The organism is Sediminispirochaeta bajacaliforniensis DSM 16054 (assembly GCF_000378205.1).
In the GTDB taxonomy this organism is placed as follows: domain Bacteria; phylum Spirochaetota; class Spirochaetia; order DSM-16054; family Sediminispirochaetaceae; genus Sediminispirochaeta; species Sediminispirochaeta bajacaliforniensis.
On sequence record NZ_KB899424.1, the window covers coordinates 61,700 to 84,695 of the forward strand.

A 22,996-nucleotide genomic window follows, 5' to 3' on the forward strand; every position below is an offset into this window, starting at 1 on the left:
CGCTCCATATTCGTCTTAATCAATAATATCAAAGGATCCTTCATAATCCTCGGTTTTTTCGGTCCCTGCCGAAAGATTGGTAGTGTCGCTCCCTGCATTTTCCAAAGAACCGAGGACCTGATCCAAGAGGGCCTGCTGCCGCGCAGCCTCCTCCTTCTGCCTTCGCTGCTCTTCGAGTTTCTTACGCTCCTCTTCCTGTACCGCCCCGCTAAGCAGAGAAATCATCTTGTCGATGGCTCCCTTCTGGGGATCGTTCGGCTTGAGGACAAGGTACGTCTGATAATCGCTTACCGCTTCCCGATACGATCCCTTCTTTACCCGAAGATTTCCGCGGTTGAGATACGAGGGGGCAAAAGAGCCATTTGCCATGACACTCTTTCCATAATACTCAAGTGCCTTATCCGTTTGTCCGAGACGCAAATAGTTGTTTGCCATATTGAAATAGAAGGCATCCTTCGAAGCCGAAGAGGAGGCCAGTCCCCTTTCATATGCAGAGATTGCATTTTCGTACTGCTCAAGCTGCTCATAGGCGATTCCGAGATATTGATAGGTCTTTGCGTTGGCAGGGTCCTCTTTTACGGCATTTTCGAGAACCAAGACGGCACGGGCCGGCTCATTATTCACAAAGAGTTTTTCTCCCTGTTCGAAGAGAGTCTCGGCGCCAATCGGGAAAGCAACAGAGAAAAAGGTTGTCCAGAGGAAAACAAGAGGAAGAAGCCTCATCTGGACATGTCGTTTCATTCTCCGTATTATTGTATCATGTTTAGTTCGTTTGACATGAATCATCTTTCTCACTTAACCTTATCTGAGGAGACGATATAAAATGCCATTAGTCATCGCCCTCATTATCATACTCGGCATAGGAATCGGCCTGTTTACCTTTTTTCTTGTTCGGTCAATTATAGCACCGAAACAGGTTGCTTCCCTTGAAAACGCACTCAAGCAGGGAAAGCCGAATACCGTTGTCAGGATAGCAAAACAGATCATCGCAAAAAATCCTCGCAATGCCGAGGCCCATTACTATCTTGGCCTTGCCTATTTGGCCCAAGAAAAACCGGAACTGGCCCTTATGGAACTGAAAACCGTCAATCAAATCGGGACCTTCGGTCCGGGGCTCTCCGAAGTGGCCTTTCGGAAAAGAATAGCCGATCTTTTTGAACGATTCAACCAGGAAGAAGAAGCCCTTAAAGAATACCTTCTGCTTATCAAACTGGAACCACAGAGCGCCAATCACTATTATAAGGCAGGTACACTCTTTGAATCTCGGCAAAGAAGTGAAAAAGCGCTCAACTATTACAGGAAAGCAATCGAACTCGATCCACGTCACTCCGACGCCCATTACAGCCTGGGCTATGCCCTGTTTAGAGGTAAAAAGGTTGTTGAGGCGAAGATCGAGTTGGAAGAAGCTCTCAAACATAACCCGAATAACTACAAGGCCCACTTCTACCTCGGAAAGCTGTTGAAAGAGAACCACGACTACGTTGCGGCGCTTTTGAATTTTGAGAAAGCACAACGGGATCCGGAGCTCAAGATACGGGCTCTTGTGGAACGGGGAAGCTGTTACATGCACATGAACAGCTTCGACAAAGCGGTGACGGAACTGGAACGGGCCATCAAGCTTTCCAATAACGATAGTTCGCAGGAGGTGCTGTACGCCCGGTATTTTCTGGCACTTTGCTACGAAAAAAGCCGAGATTTTGAAAAGGCAATAGAACAGTGGGAAGGAATTTACAAAAAGAAACCTTCTTTCCGCGACGTCGCCGAAAAACTGAGCCAGTACCAGGAGCTGCGGACAGACGATCATATTAAGGATTATCTAACAGCAGGACCTGTCGAATTTCTTGAAATTTGCAAGGGCATAGCCCTTTCCATGGAGCTCAATATCCGGGATGTGACCGACATCAAAAACGGCTGCCAAATCATTGCCGTGGAAAGCGATTCACGGTGGAGAAACGCAAAAAAGATGCCGAAACTCCTCTGGTTCCTCAGGGTTCCTGAGATGATAACCGAGTCGACGGTTAGATCGATCCTCGACGAAATGAAAAAGATGTCGGTTACCAGAGGTGTTATTTTTACCAGTTCGAATTTCTCCAGGCGGGCGGCCGAATTCAGTGAAAGCAGGCCCGTCGAGCTTATCGATAAGGATGCACTTCAAAACATACTCCGCAAGGTAAAATTGAATTGAGAAGTCTATGCGTAAACACAAGTCTCAGCCCCCCAGAACGGTAAAGGTTCTCTGCGTCTCCGATCATATCGATCCGCTCATCTATTCCAATGGGATCAAAGAACGCTTCAAATCCATTGGTCTGGTTCTTGGTGCCGGAGATTTGGAACTCCCTTACTACGGATATATTGTTTCCAGTCTCAATAAGCCTCTCGGTTTTGTTTTTGGTAACCATAATCTAAAGAGAATCAGTTTCTACCGCAAAGAGTATAAATCCTTTCAAACCGATGTAAGTAACTCTTCCTTTCTCGAACGCAGCTTCGGGAGTACCTATCTTGGGGATAGAACAGTAAAGATGTCGGGGCTTTTACTTGCAGGGCTCGGCGGAAGTATGCGCTATAATAAGGGTATGAATCAGTTTTCCGAATTTCAGATGGCTATGAAGATATTGAAACTTCTTCCCGGCCTTTTGGTCAATCGGATTTTTCGAGGCAGATGGCTCGACATCCTGCTGACCCATGCACCCCCTGCAGGAATCCACGACAGGGAGGACCAATGTCACCGGGGCTTCAAGGTATTTCTCCTCTTCATGAAGCTCTTTAAGCCGGCATACTTGGTTCACGGACATGTGCATTTGTATGATCTCAACGCAACAAGGAAGTCTACATACCGTAAAACAACGGTTGTAAACGCCTATGAACATATTGTAATCGAGGTAGAGGTTCCCAGATGAGTGAAGACTCAGCTCTTGTGCAAAGCCAAGCACGAGAAGATTTTAATAAAGCAAGAACGAAAGCCGCCTTCTCAAGAATTCTGAACGCGCTTTCACCGGAAAAACAACGTCTGCTTTCTCTGGAAGATGTAAAGAATCTTCTGAAGCCAAAATCGCAAACCTACAAGGGCATGCAGGCGGTTGATATCGATTTGATAGTGGGAAGTGAAGGACGATATAAGGATTTTACTTCCGCCTTCCTACCCAAACGTGATTTCATTCGGGGAAGATGGGAAAGTGTCGACCGTGCTCATCTTATGGATGTTACCCTGCCGCCCATAAAACTTTACGAGATCGGCGGCGTCTATTTTGTACGAGACGGCAACCATCGTGTCTCGGTGGCAAAAAGCCAAGGGGTTAGGGCCATCGATGCCGAAGTAATCGAGCTGGATACGGAGTTGAAGCTCGAACCGGGAATGACGCAAAACGATCTGAAATGGCTGGTCATCAACTATGAAAAGGAGAGGGTCTTCGAGGAAACAGGCCTCGGAGCGGTCATCGACAAACGCGAGATCCATTTTACCGAGACCGGCCGCTGGATAGAACTACTCCGTCATATCCAGGGCCACAAATATTATATTAATCAGGATAAGGAAGATGAAATTCCTTTTCTCGAAGCGGCGAAGTCGTGGTACGAAAATGTCTATCTTCCCATTGTCGATGTAATCTTTCGGGAAAACATTCTTGCCCGCTTTCCCGGACGAAGTTTCGGAGACCTCTATATGTGGATCATTAAACACTGGGATGGTTTAAAGCACAAATATGGGAACGACTTCTCTTTGAACAAGGCCGCCATCGACTATGCAAATCGGTATGGGAAAAGCAGAAGAGAGCGTTTTACCGATAAGCTCCGAAAGATAGGCAAACTACTGCGCTCCCTCTTCCTGCGATAGATCACAGGGACCGAAAAGGACGGCGATCCCGCTGCTTCTATCATAGGCGTATGCTCGCCACCGGGGGGCATCTTTTCCCTTGCCGCGCGCCAAGAGCTTTTTCGGAAGGTGAAGTATACCGTCATCGCCGACAGCGGCCTTTTCCGAAAGAACAGAATCCCCCATTTCGTTATAAAGCCGGAATTCGGTAGCAAGCCAATTGGTCGGTTCTCCCGGCAAAACAAGAGCAAGGGCATCGGTTTCAGAACGAAATGGGAGAAAGGCATCGTCAAAGGAAATCGAATCATCGATCGTAAAACGCACCGAACTCTCCCTTCCCCCCTTGTCGATGAGCGTAACCTCATATGAGGCCCTGGGGAAGCTATCCTCATTCGGCATTTCGAAACGTGGATAACCGTACCACGCTTCTCCGTTTCGATCAATGATGATAAGCTCATCCTCTTCGACCGTCCAGGAAAGTTCACGTTCCGTACAATCAAGGCGAAGGGAGCCCACATCTTCAATACCGTCTCTGTCGTCGGCAAGAACAAAAAGCCGAAGCCCCTCGGTATACGCCCCACCGTCTGGGACTGAGATTTCAAGACGCCAGAACAGAGAGGCTATTTCCGGACTGTAGGCACTACAGGATGAAAATGACAGAATAATACAAAGAAAAAATAAAGCCGAGACGAGCTCAGATGCTTTCGACATAAGACATTTTGGTAACAACCGGATTTGCATAGGTTTCAAGAAGTATTTCACGGACCTCATCAGGCAGGTGCTTAAACCGCTTCATCAACTGTTCACGATCATGATCATCGTAACGGTCACTGAAAAGTGTACTTCCCTTCACCATGTCATAGGCAAGATAGTTGGTTGCCCAAAGACGGTACGAAGACTGAATCTTTCGGTCAATTTCTTCAGTCAGTTCACGGTCGTTCTTGAAAGTTCCCTCTATCGGCTTGGAAAAAGCGTAATGGACACGCCCCTTGAACCCCTTCATTCCGGCCATCATTGAAACCAGATCCTCGTATTTCCCCTTTTTGTGCTCTCCGCGTACCTTCTTGTGGTACAACTCCCATGCCTTCATACGATCACAGGGGTCATATTCATAGCTGATGGCAACCGGTACAATACGACAGGAACGGGTGAACTCCTCAAAAGGAATCTTTCGTGCACGATCGACCAGCTGGAGCATTTTGACAACCGCGGCGTTGGTATGATCCTTTCCGTCCTTGGACCGGCCGGGTCCCTGTGCGATCCATATCGATTCATCCGTATCTTGAAGCACATGGCGAATATAGGCCGACAATTGCAAACTTGCTACAAGCTGTTCCCGTATCGGAAGATTCCGCTTTACGATAAAAGAACGATTTATCCTTATGACATCGGCGACCGTCTGGTTGATCATCAAATTGTCTCCGAAGGCAATTTGCGTCAAAGGCATACCATATCGTGTCAGGACATAGTTTAGCAAAGCCGGATCGAGAACAATATCCCTGTGGTTGGTTATAAAAAGATAGGAGAGCTTTTTGTCGAGGAACTCCCCCCCCGAATAGCTGATTCCGCTGATCGACTTCTTTACCACAAACTTTGTGAGAAAGGTATCGACACTCACCTTACGCTGAAAATCAAAAACACTCTTTACTGAACGGAATTTTCTCCGCATGTAAGAACGGAGGGCAAAATCGACAAGAGGTTTGGCAAATTTCGGTAGATTTGGTAAAAAGGCGGTTCGGATTCCCGATACCAACCATTCGCTTTTTCCCAAACGGGAGAGGACCTCTTCTACTTCATCATCCCGATAGGGACGAATATCTTCAAAATCAATAGTATCCAACAGCTTCTCAAGATCCATAGTGAGTAGAGTACCCCTTTATTGTCGGAAAGTAAAGCCGGAATCGATTTTGAGGGCATCACGCTGTCTTTGAAAAATGAACTTGAGCCCTTCGTCGGCAGCAGCGATAAGCGAAGCAAGTTGTTCGGAGGAAAAGGTTCCCTGCTCTCCCGTACCCTGGAGTTCCACAAAGGCCTCTTCCAGTTTCACAATGTTCATATCAACCTCGGCCCGACTATCGTGCGCATAGTCGAGGTCACAGATGACCTCTCCGTCCACGATACCGACACTCACGGCGGCGAGTTGTCCTTTGAGATAATAGTCGGCACTGCCCTGCCCTTCCCGTTCGGCAAGAGCACTAAGCGCCTCATAGAGCGCTACCCATCCCCCGGAAACCGATGCAGTCCTCGTGCCACCATCGGCCTGAATGACGTCGCAGTCGACGGTCAGGGTCCGTTCACCAAGTTTTTCCATATCAACGGATGCACGGAGGCTCCGTCCGATGAGACGCTGAATCTCGGTACTCCTGCCGTCCCGTTTGCCGATCTCCCGTTTCTTTCTTCCGCCCCCGGTACTGCCAGGCAACATACCATACTCGGCGGTAAGCCAGCCGCAGCCCTTTCCCTCTAAAAAGGGAGGAACACGATCTTCAAGGGAGACGGTACAGATGACCTTCGTATCACCGTAGGAAGCGAGGCAAGAACCGGCTGGGTGAATCAGGTAGGAAGTTAGGAATTGAACATCCCGCATCAGTTTTCACCTCCTGCATACTTATCCATGATTTCCGGAAATTCGTAATAGATGATACCGTCGTCACGGACCTCCATTCTTACATGTTGATTATCGACCATTGCCTGGAGTATCCTCTCGGCCTCCTGCACATCTATCCCTGTTTCAATAACCACATCGGAGACGGTGAGCCTTCCCTTTTGCCGGTCCGCAAGCCGGTAAAGGGATGCCCGTAAATTACGATCGATCGCACGGGAATCATCATTGCTAAACGGGTCTTCATCATAAAATTCAGGGAATCTTCCGCGACGGGATCTGTCTATAGTATGACTACGAGTAACCGATCTTATCACAAAATAGACGATAAGAAAGGGAAGCAAATACTCGAAAGGTCCGAAAAAGAAGAACATGCTCAGCCACTCCTTTTTATAAGGATAATAGAAAAAGCGAGGAAAGCGAACTATTTCCACTCCCTATCTTCATTAAAATGAGAGAATAGCTGCTCGCCATCCGCCTGCTGCCCAGGATTTCCGTAACCGGGCAGCAGATCCCCCTTGAATGTAAACTCATCGGATGAAGAAAGCGTAGTTCGGAACTCCTCCCCACTCCATAGAACGATAAGCCCCTCTTCACCGCCTGCGGCAACATGAAATTTCTCTCCCCTGCCGTCAACGATGGCACCAGAAAGGGGCAAAACAGCCCTGGTTACCAGCAAGGGAACTCTTCCTTCTGCAAAGTGTTCCAGAGGCACCGGCGAAGACGATGAAAAGAGCCTGAACGCCTCGGCATCAAGCTCGGGCCACGATTGTACAAGGCGAACACCCAAACGCGCAAGTACCAGGGCACTAAGCGTATTGGAGGCGGGAAGAGGCCATGAGCTGGTAAGAATGAGATCACAAGTATCAATTTCTGCAAGTTCCGCGGCCTGTCGCAAGAGAGGAACATGAAAGAGAGAGGTGACCCGAAAGAAACGCACCTCCCGTTCCATGGCCTCTCGTATGCTCGCCGTGAAGGCGGCAACGTGACCTTCGGGTACGAAAAAAGGAAGGAAGGCCTCATCCTCTTTCTTTGCCTCGCGAAGAGGGACCAGCCGTCTTCCGCTCTTCGGTGACCCGACACACTCCCTCGACGTATAGGAAGAGATTGCTTTCCCTCGAAAAGTACAAAGTCTTTCGCAGGCCCGGTCCCCGGGATCATCCGGCGTCTTTCCCGGCTCGGACTCCAATGCGTCGATCATGAATGACCAGAACGCTCTTCGCAGCTGTTTCAACTCCCCGGGAGGAAGAAAGAATGCCCCTCTTATATCGGCCTCAAGGTTCCCTAAACGGTAGCGTTCATCCCGAGTTGCACGAAATAGATCACGCAGGATCTCTTCATCGATGGGGCGATTTTTTGCAGGTTTGAAATCCGTCTCGTATCGCCACTGGCGGCCGCCGGAACGGATGGAAAGACCCTTTTCCTCGAGCAGGATAAAGAGGTCTATAGGCTGAGAAGCGCGAAAGAGCGGCAAGGCATCCACATTGGATTGCCCTCCGCGTCTGGACTCTCCGACCTTGTAGATCTTCATACCGGCGGAGGCCTCAACAGGAAGGGTGATTGTCACCTGCGAGGCCGCATCGGCCTTAGCCACAGGCCGACGGCCGATACGCATCTCGGTAAGGGTAAAAGCCGAGGCCTGGCCGCCGGACGTATCCTGGAGGCGAAGACGATCTCCCCTATGTACTCTTCTGCTGATGCGGGCGGTAATCTGTTTTCCCCGAACCGCAACAACCTCTCCCACAAGGAGACCGGAAATTCCGGGGGAGGCCGGGTAAACGACAGAGGCCCGGTCCTCAGCCGTGGAAAAGCCGTGGGACCAATGCCGACCAAAGGAACGGGCGAGGATACGGCGGGCCTCTCCGAGATAGCGGGCCTCTTCTCCCGGCGGAGCATCAAGCATAAGGCGATAGGCGCGGACCACCTGTTCGACATAGGCCTCTTTTTTGAGGCGTCCCTCGATCTTCAGGCTTGCAATGCCCATATCCCGATAACGGGGAATAAGATCAAGGGCATAGAGATCCCTTGTGGAGAAAAAGAAACCACTCTCTTTCTTATCCCTATCCATGCTGTGGAACCGACGGCGACAGGGCTGCTTGCAGCGGCCGCGGTTACCGCTCCATCCCCCCATCCAACTTGAAAAGAGACACATACCGGATAAAGAGCAGCAGAGGGCACCGTGAATAAAGAGCTCGATCTCGAGTGGGGAAGCCGCGGCAATGGCGGCAATCTCTTCAATATCGAGCTGACGCTCAAGGATGACACGGGATATTCCCATCTCTTGTGCGATCTTGACTCCGGCGAGGTTGTGGAACCCCATCTGGGTCGAAGCGTGCACCGCTATATGCGGGAAGAGCTCTCTTACTGCGGAGATGGCCCCTATATCCTGCATGATGAGGGCATCCGGCTCAAGAGGTTCTATCTGAGAGACAAGCCGTATCGCCGAGTCAAGTTCAGACTCTTTCAGCAGGGTATTTAAGGTAATATAATAACGACGATCTCGTTCTTTTGCATATTCGGCAAGGCGGGAAAGGTCCTCAAAACTAAAATTGTCTGCTCCCTCCCGGGCATTGAAACTGGAAAGACCTGCATAGACGGCATCGGCACCGCTGTCGATAGCGGTAACGGCACAGGAAAGATTTCCAGCCGGGGCAAGCAACTCGGGAATCATGTTCATGGTCCCAATGTACACCAAAACAGGCCGGGGCAAAAGGGGAAAAGTGTAAGCCTACATGGAACTCGAAACTGAAGTCTCGCCGGCGGGCAAAACGGGCCGACAAGTGGTGACATCGAGAAAAAGGCTACTGACCGTCTTTTGATCATCACCATCGACCGAAAAAGAGAAGTTGCGAAAGCCGATGGCCTTCAGCATGATGTGGATCATGACAATGCCGAGACCGGCACCTTCGGAAAAATCCTCCGCTACGGTATAGGCATCGGTAAGGGTGGTATAGCAGCGCGCAATCTCAATCTTCGAGGCTATTCGTTCACGTTCGGTTTGCAGCAACCGGGCACTGTTAATCACCTGAAGGGCCAAGGTGCCTCCTTTTAGGTGAAAACGAAAACAGACATAATACCCCTGCTCGGTAAGAAGTCTGTTATAGGAAGAAAGATCATCTGAAACGGTCTGCTTAAAGCACCCCATGCCCGCTTCATACTCTGCCTTATCGAAAATATCAAAACCGCTGCGTTCGAAAAAAAGGCGTTTGGCATTGGCCTTATGGGCATTTCCCGCAAGCTCGTGCATGCAGTACAACAAGCGATCTTTTAATTCAATCAAACCACATTCTTCAAGATAGAGGGAAAGGAGAAGATCGATATAGCGGCGCTGGGGCATTCCGTAGACAGACAACTTGACTTCAAGCTGTTTGTTGTGGGCAAGGGCGTAACGGATCTTTTTCATTGCAGTTTCAGCCGACTTCATGATGCAATCCTACTCCCATTCAATCAAAACTTGATTAAACGAAGATTTTGTTCAGATTATTTTACACCGACAGTAGGCATTTGAAAAGTTATCCGTGCAGAGGAATCCTCAAAAAAATACGTGTACCCTTGCCAGGGGCGGAATCGATCTCAATATTCCCTCCATGAGCCTCTACGGTGCTTTTTACAATCGCCATTCCGAGCCCTGTGCCCCCTCCCTTTGCCGAGCTGTAGAAGGGTTCGAAAACCCTCTCAAGGACCTCCTTACTCATCCCTTCCCCGGTATCCGAGACCGTAAACAGGAGCCATCCATCATCATCTTCCGCCGTCAAAGAAAAAGAGCCTCCCATTGTCATCGCCTTTCTGGCATTGTCGGAAAGGTTCGTCAAGGCCCTGAACATACGTTCCTGGTCGAAAATAACCGGCCCCTGGTGTCCGTTTCGCAAGACTATCTCACAGCGGCGGGAGGCAAAACGACGGCGGACCCATTCCTCAAGACGAAGGAAAAAGCCGTCAAGATCAACCGATCCCATATCCAGACGGATCTCTCCCCGCGAATAATCGAGAAGCTCGTTGGCAAGCTGATTGAGCCGCTCCGCCTCGAAACGGATATTACGAATATAGTCCATATTTTTCTGTGGAATACCTTCGCTGATCAGCAAAAGATCGGTATACGCCTTCACCACCGAAATCGGGTTTCGGATATCATGAAGGATCATGGATGAGAATTTTCCCAGGGTCGAAAGACGCTCATTCTTCAATAATTCCGACTGTGCCGTCTGAAGGTCCCTGTTTGCAATCTCAAGACGCTTGTTTCTTTCCCGAAGGTCTTCAAGGAAGGTATCGTTGCTCTTTCTCACCATGGCGGAGAGGCTTTTTACGATGGCAAAGGCAACCGTAGGCTTTTCCTGAAGGATCTTCTGAAATTCATCCTGGCCGATATAGAGAACCCGAGTATTTCCCCTGCTCTTTACCGTTGCACTTCTGGGAAGCTCGTCCACAAGGGCCATCTCGCCAAACAGATGGCCGGGGCCGTGAACAGCCAGCATATCGGCCTGATCACTTCCGTAGCCCTTCCAGACTTCAACCTCTCCCGACATGATAATATAAAAACGATCTGCCTCATCATTCTCCCAGAAAACAACCTCGCCGGCAGAGAAATTGGTTTCATGACAATAGGCCATGATGTCCCGAATATCGGTATCGTCAAGATCCTTAAAAAAGTAGATGGTACGGAGAAACTGAAAATATCCGATTCTCTCCATGCGAAACCTCCCCGGCGTCAAAGGGTAGTAGCTACTCGCCGATAATTTTGATCAAAACCCGCTTTCTCCGACGACCGTCGAACTCACCGTAGAAAATCTCTTCCCACGGGCCGAGATCAAGCTTTCCATCGGTGATGGCGACGACAACCTCACGTCCCATAACCTGTCTCTTGAGGTGCGCATCACCGTTGTCCTCACCAACATTGTGATGGTATCCCTTCCGACTATAGGGAGCGAGTTTCTCGAGCCACTCAAGATAATCCTGATGAAGTCCCGACTCGTTGTCATTTATGAAAACACTCGCGGTAATATGCATTGCATTGACAAGGCAGAACCCCTCGCGCACGCCGCTCTCCTGCAATGCCTGTTTGACATCGTCTGTAATATGGACAAACTGATATCGCTTTTCCGTATTGAACCACAACTCTTTTCGAAAACTCTTCATGGTAACCTCCTGTAGCCGAAAACACTATAGCAGAGATTGGGGGCGTTACACCACCAAGATTTCTCCTCCTTCCATCACCGCTAAGATTATACTATACTTTTTTTATGAGCTACTTTACATCCCTATCACCGATAGCCCAGGCCGCCATTGCTACCGGCTTTACCTGGCTGATGACCGCACTGGGTGCTTCTATGGTCTTTTTCTTTAAGAACATTAATAAAAAGGTGCTGAATGCGATGCTCGGCTTTGCCGCCGGAGTGATGATCGCCGCAAGTTTCTGGTCGCTTCTCGCACCGGCTTTGGAAATGGCAGAAAACGCCGGTAACAAAACACCCTGGATTCCGGCGGCCGTCGGTTTTCTTTGCGGAGGGGCTTTTCTCTTTCTTGTGGATAAGATCCTTCCCCACCTTCACCAGGGAGAGCCGATCGAACACGCAGAGGGGATATCGACGAGCTGGCAACGCAGTATCCTTCTGGTTCTTGCCATAACCCTTCACAATATCCCCGAAGGCCTTGCCGTCGGAGTGGCATTCGGGGCCATCGCTGCAAACCTGCCGAGTGCAAGTGAAGCAGGGGCCATAGCCCTTGCCCTCGGTATCGGTCTGCAGAATTTCCCCGAGGGAGCGGCCGTTTCCATTCCCCTGAGGAGAGAGAGGCTCAGCAGGGCGAAAAGTTTCTGGTATGGCCAGCTCTCGGGCATTGTTGAACCTATCGCAGGGGTCATCGGAGCGCTTTTGGTCATTATTATGCGTCCGATACTGCCCTACGCCCTTGCCTTTGCGGCGGGAGCCATGATCTACGTGGTGGTCGAGGAACTGGTTCCCGAGGGACAAAGCGAAGCCGCCCATTCGGATATCGCAACCCTCGGAACCATGCTTGGATTTACCGTAATGATGGTTCTCGACGTCGCCTTGGGTTAGGATATAGAATCAGGAATCGTTTTCGGCTCCGGCCGGAAGCAGCCCCATCCCCTGAAACAGAACATCGGCACTGTTGCGGTATTCCTCTTCAATGCGGTTGCGTTCTTCCTCTAAAAGACGTTCGGCATTGGTGAATTCAACGGCAACCCGTTGCTGCATCTCCATTGACGGCAACGGGACCGGGATTTCCGCCATGGCTCGTACGTTTAATACGCGAATACGTTTTCCCGTCGACATGCCGAAAAGGAAAGCTTGTCCGGCCCTACTGCGAAGGTATCTGAAAAGAAAGCCGGGATCTACAAGATTGAGATCAGGGCGAATGATGACATAGTTATCTCCGCCGGTGACGGGTATCGTACTCGTCCCGGTAAGCAGGAGTGGTCGAAAAAACTCTCCGCGGCAGCTGACGATGACATCACCCTGTCGCAACAAATAGCGTTTAATTCTGGAAACCGATTCGATTTGCATGGTCGAAAGGTCGTTTACATCGAGAAGCCCCGCACCTACGTGTTTCAGACTGAGATAACGGACCGCTTCTTTCCCCTCTTTGGAAAAAAAGCGCCCGGGGGCCCCGCGAAAGATATCCCGGCAAAGCGACCCGAGTTGGACCGTATGAATTTTTTCATTAAGATACTGGTTTTGCCGGATGAAAAAACGGTCGGGAATCCAGACCGAGGCGTTCTGCATCTCCTCAATAGGAACCTTCCGCTCCATCAGCAACTCCGCGTTATGACCAAGGCGTCTGAATAAAATCGTATGATCCTTAGAAGGAGCCTCACGGCGAAGGACAATAATCACCCTGGGTTCCCGGTCGTCCGTTCCATCGCCTGGCGCCTCAAAACTGGTAACGGAGAGGAGCGCAACCTTGGTAGACAACATCTCACGCAGAGCCCTGTCGAGGGCACTGGAACCATAGAGAAGATGCGGACTAAAGGAATCTATAAGGATCCCTCCTTCGACAAGCGATTCAATGGCCCGCAGGAGATACGCACTCTCTCTGTTGATCTTACCGGTAAATCCCCGTGCTTTCAGCGATTCGATAATAGGCCGATCGACATCCGGAGAATCCTTTGGAGCGCCATCTATGACGACGAAGGAGGCCCCTTGCCACGTTTCTGCAGCAAAGGGAGCATTGGAAGAGGAATGAGACAAACGTTCCCCATTCCTCTCATCTCCAATGGCCGACAGGGGCAAGGGCGGCATGCCGAAGGGGAAAATAGGAATATCCGGCAACGCTTCTCCTCTGCCGGCATCGGTAACAAGCATATTTGCAAGGCTTTTGTAGACTGCTTTCATCATAATAATTATAGTAGGAAGCTGGACTGTGGCTGTCAAACAAAAAAATTATTTTAAGAAAGCTGTGAAGAAGCAAGCCAATTTGCGATCGAACGATCGTAATCGCTTATCACATCAAAAACCTTAGCAGCCAATCTCTGTCGAAGCTTCATATCAACACTCCCTCCCTCAGCAATATATCGGGCGACCTCATCGTAGTCGGCAGGATCACAAACCACAAGTACGTCTTTATAGTTTTTCGCCGCAGCGCGCAAAAGCGTCGGCCCGCCGATATCGATATACTCAAGCAAACTGTCTCCGGCGACCCCGTCCTCAAGCATACGGACAAAGGGGTAAAGGTTAACGGCAACCACATCGATCGGAACAATACCATGTGCTTTTACGGTTTCCATATCCGAGGGATTGGCCCTTCGTGCGAGAATTGCCCCGTGAATCTTTGGATGAAGGGTTTTTACCCGTCCGTCGAGCATCTCGGAAAAACCGGTAACATCCTCCACCGGGATAACGGGAATAGAGGCCTTCGATAAAAACCTCGCCGTACCGCCGGAAGAGATAATCTGAACGCCTGCCTCCGACAGGGATCGGGCAAATTGCTCAACCCCCTCTTTATTCCAGACGCTGATCAGGGCCCGCCTAATGCCGTTTCCTTCTTTTTCGTTCATTTTTCCCTCCTTTTTGCGGCAAGCTCTCTATACCTTCTTCCTATTTTGACCGCTTTCTCCGCAGCCTTTCCCCGGTAGCGGGCCGAATCGGAGAAAAAGGTATCCGCATCGAGGCCCAGGCTGTCACGCAAGCCCCGGTCGAGCAGGTCCCAAAGCTTTTCATTGCGGGCAAGCGCTTCTTTCAGGGATATCTTCTCTTTTTCGCAGAGCAGGGTTGCCTTACGGACCGCCTCATGGGCATCGCTATCCCCCTCCAAGGCAAGCAGAATATAGGCAGCCTCGGCAAGAACCATATCCCCTCCCATGTCAAGATTTTTTCGCATTTGCTGGCGATCCACATAGAGACTCTCGATAATCCGGTTCATCCGCTCGGCAGCGGCACAAAAACCGGCAATATAGTCGGCGACAAAACGACCGGAGGCAGAGTTCGAAAGATCACGTTGATGTTCGGATATCTGATCCATAAAAAATGTGACAACCCGGGGAGAAAAGGCCTTCCAGAGACTCTTCACATGTTCGCTGTTCCATGGGTTCCGCTTCTGCGGCATGGTGGAGGATCCTACCTGGGTCGAAGAAAAGAATTCCCGTACTTCGTCGATTTCGCTTCGTTGGAGATGGCGCAGGTCATCGGCAAGATTTGCAATAATACCGAAAGCGGTATTGATCTCAAGGAGCAGCCGCAGCATATATTCCGGCTCAACCATCTGCGTCGCATACTCTGCAGGCTCCAAACCCAGCTCCTGAAGATATTCCCGCTCCAACGCCTGGGGATCGTCTACAAGGAGAGAGGTTGCGTTGTAGGCACCCACGGCACCGGCGAGCTTACCGCGAAGGTCACCACAGCGCTTTTCCATCTCAAGCAGGGATTTGCCCAACCGGGCTGCGTATTCCGCCATGGCAAAACCGAAGGTGACGGGCACCGCATGCTGTCCGTGGGTTCTTCCTACCTGAGGGGTTTCTGCCTCTTTTTCTGCGAGAACGGCAAGGCGCTCTTCAAGTTCCCACAGGAGAGGAAGGACCACCTCCCGAACGGCCCCGCCGACCCGAAGGCTCATGGCGGTATCCAAAATATCGACAGAGGTTGCTCCCAAGTGAACATAGGGATTAATCTTTTCGGGAACAAAGCGTTTCATGACGTTGACCAGTGCCCGAATATTATGATGCGTCCGCTCCTCCTCCTCGTATACCAGCTCGACAGTGACCTTTTGCCGGAGGGCCCCGGCATCAACCAATGCCTTTGCATCCTCACCATATAGACGTCTGGCATGAACCGTCAGCAGGGCAATCTCCGCCTCCAAACAGAAGGCAACGTTGGCCTCCTCACTGAGAAAGCCGCCCAGCTTCTCAAAAAGCTCCCTGTTTGCCAAATAATAACGGTGGTCCAGGGGCGAAAGGGATGCAAAGATCGATCGTTGTTCCATGTTTGATTTCTCCTTAGGCTGTAAATAAAAAAACGGCTCCGTCAGGAGCCGATAAGGGTATCGATGGTCTCTTCTACCGCTGCCAGTCTCCGGCCGGCGAGCTTTTTCGCCTCATCAAGGCCGAGTTCAGGCTCACATGCCACGGAAGCGTAAAATTTGATTTTCGGTTCGGTGCCACTGGGTCTGACGGTCACCTTGCTTCCCCCTTCCAAAAAGAACTGGAGAACATTCGACGAGGGCAGCTCCAGCTTCCCTAAATCATGGCCCTCTATGTCATACCGCGTCCCTTTCAGGAAATCGGCCACTTCTACCACCTGTAAACCGGCGATCTGCTGCATGGGACGAGATCGAAGAGTGTCCATCAATTGCGCCATCTTCCGAGCCCCTTCGGCACCGGAAAACCTGCGGCTGACCAAAAGCTCCTGGAAATATCCGTAGCGCTCCCATATCTCTTCAAGTCGTTTGAGCAGAGAAGTCCCCCGACTTCGATGATAAAGGGTCATTTCCGCAACCATAAAGGCGGCGGAAACCGCATCCTTGTCCCGAACCTCATCGGTTACCAAATAGCCGTAACTTTCCTCGCCACCGAAGAGGAATTGCTCCCTGCCCTCCTCTTCGAATGCGGCAATCTTTGCGGCGATATACTTGAAACCGGTAAGAACGTCATAGGTCGTGATGCCGTAACTCTCGGCTATACGTCGCTGAAGATCCGTAGTGACGATGGTCTTGACAAATGCACCATGTGAAGGAAGCCGTCCCAGTTCGCTTCGTGTCGAGAAGATATAATCCGCAAGCAGACAGCCGGTCTGGTTGCCTGTAAGCAAACGATATGAAGAACACTCTGCATCTTCGGGAACCGCAAGCCCGAGCCTATCAGAATCGGGATCGGTGGCCATAACAAGATCGGCATGCTCCTTTTGGGCAAGCTCGATGGCAAGTTTCAGGGCAGATGCCTCTTCAGGATTGGGATATTCCACAGTGGGAAAATTACCGTCAGGCTCCCGTTGCTCGGGCACGGTGATCACATCTATTCCCATGGACGAAAGGCTCTTTTCCACAGGAACGAGGCCGCTGCCATGAAGCGGGGTGTAGACAACCTTAAGGTCCTTCCCCTTCTCCGCCATAAGTTTCGGACGGAGCGAGCACCCCGCGACCATGGAGAGATACGCCTCGTCCACGGCATCTCCGATTTCGAAGAAAAGCCCCCTGGCCATGGCAGATTCAAGGGGAATGCGGGATATCGAACCTGTCACTTTTCGGACCTCTTCGATGATGCCGCTATCGTGGGGAGCAATAATCTGTCCTCCATCGCTCCAGTATACCTTATAGCCGTTATACTCCGGGGGATTATGGCTCGCCGTTACGACGATTCCCGAGCTTGCTTCAAAGTAGCGGACAGCATAGCTGAGTTCGGGGGTGGGCCGCAAAGAGGGGAAGAGCCTCACAATAATGCCGTTGCCGCAGAGCACCTTTGCGGCCTCTTCGGCAAAGAGTCGGGAGTAGCGTCTGGAGTCGTAGGCGATGACCACCACTGGTTTAGCCTCAAGCCCCACTTCCTTTCGTATATAGTTGGCAAGGCCCTGGGTCGCCTGGCTTACCGTGAAGGGGTTCATCCGATTGTATCCGGCCCCGATCACGCCACGCATGCCTCCGGTGCCGAAGGCAAGACGGGTATAAAAGCGATCGGCAAGATCCTTTTCATCCCCCGATGCAAGGAGTTCCTCCAATTCTTTTCTGAAAACAGGATGCTCCTCCCGTGAAAGGTATTCCCGGGCAAGATCCCGATACTCGGCAGCTGCCTCTGTTTCACCACTCATGATACCACCTCCACGATCTTCAGAATTTCTTCGGGACTGTAGACGATACGGGGGGCGCCGGCAGCCTTCAGCTGCTCAAGCGACCGATAGCCCCAGGAGACCGCCAATGCGTCGAAACCGGCGGCACGGGCGGTTGCCATATCAACATCGCTGTCCCCGACCAGGAGGACCTGCTCGGGAACTACCGATAAGCGCTTAATGGCAGATAAAGATCCAGAAGGATCGGGCTTCGGCGGAGTACTGCGATCCACACCGACAACGGCGTCGAAGAGTTCGGAGGGAAGTCGCTGATCGATGACCGAAGAGGCGATTTCCAGATCCTTGTTGGTGATAACAGCCAATTTCAGGCCACGCTGAGCAAGCTGCCGTAAAAGCCGTTCGATACCGGGATACATTCGGGTCTTTTCCGCGGGATGTTCACGATAGATATCCAGAATATCATGGTAGAGTCTCTCGACCAATTGTTCATCACCACGTTTTTCCGCAGGCATGGCCCTGCGCCCCGCCTCCTTCAGCCCACTTCCGACAAAGCCCGGATAAGCCTCCGCAGGATGTCGGGGAAACCCGTTTCGAACCAGGGCCCCATCAAGGGCGGTTACAATATCGGGCATGGTATCCAGCAGCGTTCCGTCCAAATCAAAGAAAATTGCTCGTATATTCATCTACGATTAGGCTACGCAAGGATAGGAACTAAGTCAAGATTGAGGCCGGTAAATATTGACGCTCCTGAATACCTGCAGAGCCTATCCAAACCCAATTGAAGCCGAACAAGTCGCCGGAGTATACTCTTCGCATATACCAGGCCCGTATGTGGAGAAGAACAGTTTGAAAAAAAAAGCAACAAAGGGAAAAGAGGCCTTTTTCCGCTTCTATCGGGAACTGTACGGAGAGCGTTGGGAGGCTCTGGCCGAAGCCTTGAAAAGAGAACCCAGTCCGGTATCCTTTTCAGAGGGCCTTAGTAAGAGTTACTACCTCGATCAGGCCTCTATCGATACCGCTAAGGCCCTTGGTGCACTTCCGGAGGAAGAGGTGCTCGATATGTGTGCAGCCCCGGGAGGAAAAAGTCTGGTTATCGCCGCCGCCATGAGAGGAAAGGGGGTGCTGGTTGCCAACGATCGCTCCGCATCTCGAAGGGGGCGCCTCAAGCGGGTCATTGCCGAGCACCTGATATCGGACTACGCCGCGATTGTAGAGATAACCTCTCACGACGCCTCGAAATGGGGATTATACGAGCAGAATCGTTACGATCGTATCCTTTTGGACGCACCTTGCTCATCCGAACGACACGTACTCTCCGATCCGATCCATCTGGAGCGATGGTCACCCTCCAGAACCAAACGATTGGCGGTCCAGGCCTTTGCCATGGCCGCGGCAGCCGCCGATGCCTTACGGCCCGGAGGCGTTTTGCTCTACAGCACATGCACCATCAGCCCCTTTGAAAACGACGGGGTCATAGAAAAGCTCCTGAAACGAAGGGGGGATTTCATGGAAAAGGCGGAACTATCTCTCCCTTACGGGGAGACGACCCGTTTCGGAATGATTGTTCTTCCCGACCGCGAGGAGGGAAAAGGACCGATGTACGCAGCACTTCTGCAAAAGCGTATGACCTAAAGCGCTTTTCAAAGCAGTTCGAACACTCTATACTTCGCCCATGACCTTTCATCATTACGTGGTTACTGCACTTTTGAGCCTCGCTCCGATATCGGAACTGCGAGGTGCCATCCCCTTTGCCCTTGCAAAGGGAGCCGGACCCCTTATAGCCTATCTCTACTGTGTGGCCTTCAATGCGCTGGTGGCCCCGGTGGTGTATCTCTTTCTTTCCACCCTGCACAAACTCTTTCTCAGGATGGCGTGGTACTCCTCCCTTTTCGAGCGAGTCGTCGAACGAACAAGAAAAAAGATCGAAGCAAAGGTTTCCCGTTTTGAATATCTCGGGATAACCCTCTTCGTCGCCATTCCCCTGCCCGTTACCGGAGCTTGGACCGGGACACTCGGGGCCTGGCTTTTAGGATTGGAACGAAAAAGAACCATGCTTCATGTCCTTTTCGGCGTCGCGATTTCCGGCGCCATTGTACTGACAGTTTCGCTCCTAGGAATCGAGGCCTTTTCAATCTTCACAAAACAGGTATAAAACTTCAATGGCAATAGATCTGGCAAAAGAACTCAACAAGGAACAATTCATCGCCGCCAGCACTATAGACGGCCCCCTCCTTATCATAGCAGGCGCAGGATCCGGAAAAACCCGGATGATCACCTTCAGGATAGCCCACATGCTGGAAGAAGGAATCCCCCAATCCTCGATCCTTGCCCTTACCTTTACCAACAAGGCCGCACGGGAGATGTCGGACCGAATCCGCTCCCTCACCGGGAAACGCCTTTCCAACCTGACGGTGAGCACCTTTCACGCCTTTGGGGTAAAAGTATTACGTAAAAGCATCGAGTATCTTGATTACAAATCAAACTTTTCGATCTACGATCAGGTCGACAAGACCGCTCTTATAAAGGAAAGCGCCAGAGGAATCGGTATGATTCCCGAAGACCTCGATACCTGGGAAATCGCAAACCTCTTCTCTTCGGTAAAAACGGGACGGGAAAAGTGGAACAGGGAGAACAAGCTCTATAAGCCACTTTTTGAGGAGTATCTTGCAAATCTGCATGCCTACAATGCCGTCGATTTCGACGATTTGATCATGCTGCCGATACGCCTTTTCGAAGAGTTTCCCGAGGTGTTGGATGCATATCGTCACCGTTACCGCTACATTATGGTCGACGAATTCCAGGATACAAGCCTGGCTCAATACCATTTGATGAAGCTTTTGGCGGAAAAAGAACGCAACATCTGTGTCGTGGGTGATGATGATCAATCAATATACTCATGGCGGGGAGCAAACTACCAGAATATCGTCAACTTCGAAAAAGACTTTCCCGAACTATTGGAGATCAAGCTTGAACAGAATTACCGTTCAACCGGAAATATTCTCGCGGCTGCAAACCAGGTAATCGCAAATAACAAAAATCGAAAAAGTAAGGAGCTATGGACAGGACTGGACAACGGAAAGTCGATTGAGATCTTCTATCCCGACGACGACCTGAAAGAGTCGGAGTTTATTGCCCAGCTGATCGCAACCCTCTCCATGCGGGAGGGATATAAATACCACGATTTTGGTGTTCTGGTACGAACCAACAGCCTCGCAGCCACAATAGAAAATGCTTTTTTGGCCGAAAATATCCCTTATAAGGTCAGCGGCGGCCAAAGCTTTTTTCAGCGTAAAGAGATTAAAGACATCATTGCCTACCTCAGGGTTCTCTCCAATCCCGACGATGATGTCAATCTTCTTCGCATCATCAACACACCAAGACGGGGAATAGGCAGGGTCAGTCTCGAAAAGCTTCGCGAATTGGCCGATGAAAAAGAATGGAGCCTCTACTCTGCTGCAAGTGCCATTCGTTATGCCGAAGACGCCCCGGTAAGCGACAAGGTCAAGGCCGCCCTCGGGGAATTCGTCACCTTCATCGAATATTATCGCGAACAGATTCTCACCGGCAAAAAGATGGCGGATACCACACGGTCCCTTGTCGATAAGGTCGACTATTGGGGATATCTCATCATGGAAAATCAAAAAAACGAACGTGCGGCCCGATGGAAATACAAAAACATCGGTATCTTCCTCGATCTTTTCGAACGATGGGAGAAAGATCCGGATAACGACGAGCCCAATATCTACAACTACCTCAACCGTATCACCCTGATCACCAGGGATGACGATCAGGAAGAGAACAACGATATGGTCAATTTGATGACGGTCCACGCATCAAAGGGGCTAGAGTTCGAGATTGTCTTCCTCGCAGGAGTGGAAGATACGATCATGCCCCACGCCCGCTCTCTGGAGGAGGACCCTGACAACATTGAAGAGGAGCGAAGGCTTTTTTACGTTGCCATCACACGGGCCAAGCAGAAGCTGTATCTCACAAGCTGCAAAACCAGAAGGGTATCCAGAGAGGTGATTGACTCAAGTCCCAGCCGTTTTCTTGAGGAAATTCCCGATCGCTTGATAGAATATCATCAGCCCGAAGAGGAAGTGGAATCGGGAGAGGCTATGGATTATTTTGAAAAGATCAGGGCCAAGCTGGGAATTCCCGATAAGGTGTAGGTAGTGTCCCGAATCGTGGTGATTATCATGCCCACGCATATGAGGGAAGATAGTCAGCCTTCCAACGCAGTGGTGTTTGCACTCCCTTTAGCCATAGCTCCCGACTTGAAGGTGGCATAGGCTGATTTCTCAGGAAAAACCTCCTTTGGGTAAATAAACTCCTCAGCTGCCAGGCTATCTTCCTTCCATCGATCCCTGCCACTTGCCCATGAGTCGGTCCTTTCCCATCCCCCTTCCCCCTGATCCGGTACGGCTTCATGAAGTTGTGATAAAACCGATACACTTCAAGCCGCTCCATCATATTCCCTGTATTCCGGGCAAACTGAACCGTCTGCCTCACATGGTCTGAGTTATCTTTCCTGATCTCCCGATCAAGGTAATTTACACTAAATAGCGGATTGTGTAGGTCGCGGATTCTTTTCGAGCTTATTCGGTGATGCTCGATTCTCCCGGTCGCCACTGCCGGTAAGTCCTTCATCACCTGTTGGTACTGCTTATGTTCATCGGTGTACAGCGACAAAAGCTTTTTCTTCGAATGGTTTTGGAGTTCCAGGGTTTTTTCCACCACCCTTTGGAAGGAGTGATAAACACTTCCTTTGTATAGCTTTAGATGCTCCTTGATCAGTTTGTTTTTCCTCTTTTGATAATCAGTCATTCGCCCCTTCCTCGTCAGCTGGGCATAGTCGGAAAGGAACCAGAATTGAGACTTTTTTCCTGCGAGGATATGGATGTTATTCGGAAGGTATTGAGAACAGACAAAGCTTTCAAATCCGTCTGCGACAAGGTCTTCTGCTATCTCCATGTTACAGGAGAGGGACGCCGAGGCTGCAAGACATTGGTGGGCAAGACGCCTGATACGATCTGTAACAGTGCAGCAGGAGGCGTTGAGGATGCGGGAAAGGTCTCTGATACCGGAGCTGGTGACGAGGTGGCAGAGAATGGTGTGGTAACAGATGTGGCGGTGTGTCCAGTAGTCGATGCTAAAGGTACGGGTTGAGAAGGAGAGCCCGCAGGTTTTGCATTTGAACTTTTGAATACGGGGAGCTGTTTTTGAGTGGTACGACCCTGTTTTTATGAACCAGGATCCTGCAGCCTGGAAATGGTTGGGACAATAGGGATTGGGGCAGAAGGGGGGATGGTTCATGAACTTCTCCTTTTTTGGCTGTTCTTACAATAACTAACTACG

General features: G+C 50.7%; 22 protein-coding genes. 7 read left to right on the top strand and 15 right to left on the bottom strand.

Annotated elements, in window-relative coordinates; genetic code table 11:
* Positions 1-15 precede the first annotated feature (15 nt).
* A complete protein-coding gene (locus F459_RS0117005) occupies positions 16-741 on the bottom strand; it encodes a tetratricopeptide repeat protein (protein WP_020613914.1) in 726 nt (241 codons plus the stop codon).
* 82 nt (positions 742-823) lie between these two features.
* Between F459_RS0117005 and F459_RS0117010 the strand changes: the two genes are divergently transcribed.
* The 3 genes from F459_RS0117010 to F459_RS0117020 are packed head-to-tail and all read left to right on the top strand — an operon-like array spanning position 824 to position 3,829.
* Positions 824-2,185, top strand: coding sequence for a tetratricopeptide repeat protein (locus F459_RS0117010; RefSeq protein ID WP_020613915.1), 1,362 nt, complete (start codon positions 824-826; stop codon positions 2,183-2,185).
* Between the two features lie 7 nt (positions 2,186-2,192).
* A complete protein-coding gene (locus tag F459_RS0117015) occupies positions 2,193-2,897 on the top strand; it encodes a metallophosphoesterase (protein ID WP_020613916.1) in 705 nt (234 codons plus the stop codon).
* Positions 2,894-3,829: a hypothetical protein gene (locus F459_RS0117020; protein ID WP_020613917.1), complete on the top strand. Its 936-nt coding sequence runs from the start codon at positions 2,894-2,896 to the stop codon at positions 3,827-3,829. Before F459_RS0117015 ends, F459_RS0117020 begins: the two co-directional genes overlap by 4 nt.
* Here F459_RS0117020 and F459_RS0117025 read toward each other — a convergent pair.
* The 8 genes from F459_RS0117025 to F459_RS0117060 all read right to left on the bottom strand — a co-directional run bounded on the left by F459_RS0117025 (position 3,803) and on the right by F459_RS0117060 (position 11,543).
* Complete coding sequence (locus F459_RS0117025; protein WP_020613918.1) at positions 3,803-4,519, bottom strand: hypothetical protein; 717 nt, start codon at positions 4,517-4,519, stop codon at positions 3,803-3,805. The genes F459_RS0117020 and F459_RS0117025 overlap by 27 nt on opposite strands.
* On the bottom strand, positions 4,503-5,666 hold the full coding sequence (locus tag F459_RS0117030; RefSeq protein WP_020613919.1) for a 1-acyl-sn-glycerol-3-phosphate acyltransferase: 1,164 nt from the start codon (positions 5,664-5,666) through the stop codon (positions 4,503-4,505). The genes F459_RS0117025 and F459_RS0117030 overlap by 17 nt, the downstream gene beginning before the upstream one ends.
* Before the next feature lie 18 nt (positions 5,667-5,684).
* Positions 5,685-6,395, bottom strand: coding sequence for a ribonuclease PH (rph, locus tag F459_RS0117035; protein WP_020613920.1), 711 nt, complete (start codon positions 6,393-6,395; stop codon positions 5,685-5,687).
* On the bottom strand, positions 6,395-6,784 hold the full coding sequence (locus F459_RS0117040; RefSeq protein WP_020613921.1) for a hypothetical protein: 390 nt from the start codon (positions 6,782-6,784) through the stop codon (positions 6,395-6,397). Before F459_RS0117040 ends, rph begins: the two co-directional genes overlap by 1 nt.
* Positions 6,785-6,834: 50 nt before the next feature.
* Positions 6,835-9,087: a peptidase U32 family protein gene (locus tag F459_RS0117045; RefSeq protein WP_020613922.1), complete on the bottom strand. Its 2,253-nt coding sequence runs from the start codon at positions 9,085-9,087 to the stop codon at positions 6,835-6,837.
* 51 nt (positions 9,088-9,138) lie between these two features.
* A complete protein-coding gene (locus F459_RS0117050) occupies positions 9,139-9,834 on the bottom strand; it encodes a hypothetical protein (protein ID WP_020613923.1) in 696 nt (231 codons plus the stop codon).
* 88 nt (positions 9,835-9,922) lie between these two features.
* Positions 9,923-11,098, bottom strand: a complete 1,176-nt coding sequence (locus F459_RS0117055) for an ATP-binding protein (protein ID WP_020613924.1) — start codon at positions 11,096-11,098, stop codon at positions 9,923-9,925.
* A 31-nt stretch (positions 11,099-11,129) separates the two neighbouring features.
* Complete coding sequence (locus tag F459_RS0117060) at positions 11,130-11,543, bottom strand: secondary thiamine-phosphate synthase enzyme YjbQ (protein WP_013254952.1); 414 nt, start codon at positions 11,541-11,543, stop codon at positions 11,130-11,132.
* A gap of 104 nt (positions 11,544-11,647) precedes the next feature.
* Here F459_RS0117060 and F459_RS0117065 point away from each other — a divergent pair, with 104 nt between their 5' ends.
* Positions 11,648-12,463, top strand: a complete 816-nt coding sequence (locus F459_RS0117065) for a ZIP family metal transporter (RefSeq protein WP_020613925.1) — start codon at positions 11,648-11,650, stop codon at positions 12,461-12,463.
* A gap of 9 nt (positions 12,464-12,472) precedes the next feature.
* On the opposite strand, the gene F459_RS0117070 is transcribed toward F459_RS0117065, so the two are convergent.
* The 5 genes from F459_RS0117070 to F459_RS0117090 are packed head-to-tail and all read right to left on the bottom strand — an operon-like array spanning position 12,473 to position 18,321.
* Positions 12,473-13,759 carry a restriction endonuclease subunit S gene (locus tag F459_RS0117070; protein WP_245540213.1) on the bottom strand — a complete coding sequence of 429 codons (1,287 nt, stop codon included), beginning with the start codon at positions 13,757-13,759 and terminating at the stop codon, positions 12,473-12,475.
* Between the two features lie 53 nt (positions 13,760-13,812).
* A complete protein-coding gene (locus F459_RS0117075; RefSeq protein ID WP_020613927.1) occupies positions 13,813-14,421 on the bottom strand; it encodes an IMP cyclohydrolase in 609 nt (202 codons plus the stop codon).
* Complete coding sequence (locus tag F459_RS0117080; RefSeq protein WP_020613928.1) at positions 14,418-15,842, bottom strand: lyase family protein; 1,425 nt, start codon at positions 15,840-15,842, stop codon at positions 14,418-14,420. Before F459_RS0117080 ends, F459_RS0117075 begins: the two co-directional genes overlap by 4 nt.
* A gap of 41 nt (positions 15,843-15,883) precedes the next feature.
* Positions 15,884-17,659, bottom strand: coding sequence for a phospho-sugar mutase (locus F459_RS0117085; protein ID WP_020613929.1), 1,776 nt, complete (start codon positions 17,657-17,659; stop codon positions 15,884-15,886).
* On the bottom strand, positions 17,656-18,321 hold the full coding sequence (locus tag F459_RS0117090; protein ID WP_020613930.1) for an HAD family hydrolase: 666 nt from the start codon (positions 18,319-18,321) through the stop codon (positions 17,656-17,658). The genes F459_RS0117085 and F459_RS0117090 overlap by 4 nt, the downstream gene beginning before the upstream one ends.
* A 163-nt stretch (positions 18,322-18,484) precedes the next feature.
* On the opposite strand from F459_RS0117090, the gene F459_RS0117095 reads away from it, so the two are divergent.
* The 3 genes from F459_RS0117095 to F459_RS0117105 are packed head-to-tail and all read left to right on the top strand — an operon-like array spanning position 18,485 to position 21,810.
* Positions 18,485-19,270, top strand: coding sequence for an RsmB/NOP family class I SAM-dependent RNA methyltransferase (locus F459_RS0117095; protein ID WP_026295083.1), 786 nt, complete (start codon positions 18,485-18,487; stop codon positions 19,268-19,270).
* 40 nt (positions 19,271-19,310) lie between these two features.
* Positions 19,311-19,790 (top strand): COG2426 family protein, encoded by a 480-nt coding sequence (locus tag F459_RS0117100; protein WP_020613932.1) that lies wholly within the window; start codon positions 19,311-19,313, stop codon positions 19,788-19,790.
* A 7-nt stretch (positions 19,791-19,797) separates the two neighbouring features.
* Positions 19,798-21,810: an ATP-dependent helicase gene (locus F459_RS0117105; protein WP_020613933.1), complete on the top strand. Its 2,013-nt coding sequence runs from the start codon at positions 19,798-19,800 to the stop codon at positions 21,808-21,810.
* Positions 21,811-21,835: 25 nt separating this feature from the next.
* On the opposite strand, the gene F459_RS23695 is transcribed toward F459_RS0117105, so the two are convergent.
* Positions 21,836-22,954 (bottom strand): hypothetical protein, encoded by a 1,119-nt coding sequence (locus F459_RS23695; protein ID WP_081623752.1) that lies wholly within the window; start codon positions 22,952-22,954, stop codon positions 21,836-21,838.
* Positions 22,955-22,996: the final 42 nt, after the last annotated feature.

Excerpts from the sequence above, each read along its gene's own strand:
- F459_RS0117005 (WP_020613914.1), bottom strand. The coding sequence starts at position 741 with ATGAAACGACATGTCCAGATGAGGCTTCTTCCTCTTGTTTTCCTCTGG.
- F459_RS0117010 (WP_020613915.1), top strand. The coding sequence starts at position 824 with ATGCCATTAGTCATCGCCCTCATTATCATACTCGGCATAGGAATCGGC.
- F459_RS0117015 (WP_020613916.1), top strand. The coding sequence starts at position 2,193 with ATGCGTAAACACAAGTCTCAGCCCCCCAGAACGGTAAAGGTTCTCTGC.
- F459_RS0117020 (WP_020613917.1), top strand. The coding sequence starts at position 2,894 with ATGAGTGAAGACTCAGCTCTTGTGCAAAGCCAAGCACGAGAAGATTTT.
- F459_RS0117025 (WP_020613918.1), bottom strand. The coding sequence starts at position 4,519 with ATGTCGAAAGCATCTGAGCTCGTCTCGGCTTTATTTTTTCTTTGTATT.
- F459_RS0117030 (WP_020613919.1), bottom strand. The coding sequence starts at position 5,666 with ATGGATCTTGAGAAGCTGTTGGATACTATTGATTTTGAAGATATTCGT.
- rph (WP_020613920.1), bottom strand. The coding sequence starts at position 6,395 with ATGCGGGATGTTCAATTCCTAACTTCCTACCTGATTCACCCAGCCGGT.
- F459_RS0117040 (WP_020613921.1), bottom strand. The coding sequence starts at position 6,784 with ATGTTCTTCTTTTTCGGACCTTTCGAGTATTTGCTTCCCTTTCTTATC.
- F459_RS0117045 (WP_020613922.1), bottom strand. The coding sequence starts at position 9,087 with ATGAACATGATTCCCGAGTTGCTTGCCCCGGCTGGAAATCTTTCCTGT.
- F459_RS0117050 (WP_020613923.1), bottom strand. The coding sequence starts at position 9,834 with ATGAAGTCGGCTGAAACTGCAATGAAAAAGATCCGTTACGCCCTTGCC.
- F459_RS0117055 (WP_020613924.1), bottom strand. The coding sequence starts at position 11,098 with ATGGAGAGAATCGGATATTTTCAGTTTCTCCGTACCATCTACTTTTTT.
- F459_RS0117060 (WP_013254952.1), bottom strand. The coding sequence starts at position 11,543 with ATGAAGAGTTTTCGAAAAGAGTTGTGGTTCAATACGGAAAAGCGATAT.
- F459_RS0117065 (WP_020613925.1), top strand. The coding sequence starts at position 11,648 with ATGAGCTACTTTACATCCCTATCACCGATAGCCCAGGCCGCCATTGCT.
- F459_RS0117070 (WP_245540213.1), bottom strand. The coding sequence starts at position 13,759 with ATGAAAGCAGTCTACAAAAGCCTTGCAAATATGCTTGTTACCGATGCC.
- F459_RS0117075 (WP_020613927.1), bottom strand. The coding sequence starts at position 14,421 with ATGAACGAAAAAGAAGGAAACGGCATTAGGCGGGCCCTGATCAGCGTC.
- F459_RS0117080 (WP_020613928.1), bottom strand. The coding sequence starts at position 15,842 with ATGGAACAACGATCGATCTTTGCATCCCTTTCGCCCCTGGACCACCGT.
- F459_RS0117085 (WP_020613929.1), bottom strand. The coding sequence starts at position 17,659 with ATGAGTGGTGAAACAGAGGCAGCTGCCGAGTATCGGGATCTTGCCCGG.
- F459_RS0117090 (WP_020613930.1), bottom strand. The coding sequence starts at position 18,321 with ATGAATATACGAGCAATTTTCTTTGATTTGGACGGAACGCTGCTGGAT.
- F459_RS0117100 (WP_020613932.1), top strand. The coding sequence starts at position 19,311 with ATGACCTTTCATCATTACGTGGTTACTGCACTTTTGAGCCTCGCTCCG.
- F459_RS0117105 (WP_020613933.1), top strand. The coding sequence starts at position 19,798 with ATGGCAATAGATCTGGCAAAAGAACTCAACAAGGAACAATTCATCGCC.
- F459_RS23695 (WP_081623752.1), bottom strand. The coding sequence starts at position 22,954 with ATGAACCATCCCCCCTTCTGCCCCAATCCCTATTGTCCCAACCATTTC.